The 338-nt window shown below is 70.4% G+C and carries 1 pseudogene; it reads left to right on the plus strand.

Annotation, left to right across the window (positions count from 1 at the left end):
• Positions 1-331: pseudogene (locus ELR45_RS35345) on the plus strand (TetR/AcrR family transcriptional regulator); the annotation flags it as partial.
• Positions 332-338: the final 7 nt, after the last annotated feature.

The following is a 338-nucleotide window of genomic DNA, read 5'->3' on the forward strand; positions in this document are numbered from 1 at the left end:
CGGACGGATCTTCGATTACCACGCAGCCCACCCAGAGCTGATCCGCCTCATCTTGTGGGAAGGCCTGACCGTGCCCGGCGAGGTTCCCGAGGAGGCGAACCGGTCGGCGTACTACCGCTCGAAGGTTGACATGTTCGCCAAGGCGCAGCACGACGGCATCCTGCGCGACGACCCCGAGCCTGGCGCTCTACTGTTCTCCATCATGGCCCTCGCCGCCTGGTGGCACGCTGCCCCGCACATCGCCCGCTTGACCACCGGCACCGACGCCGCCGACCTCGACGCACGGCGGGCGGCAGTCATGACCGCCGCCCGCCGCCTCGCCGCGGCCTAGGGCGTCC

Origin of the sequence: Phytoactinopolyspora endophytica (genome assembly GCF_004138495.1) — a bacterium.
Classification (GTDB): Bacteria; Actinomycetota; Actinomycetes; order Jiangellales; family Jiangellaceae; genus Phytoactinopolyspora; species Phytoactinopolyspora endophytica.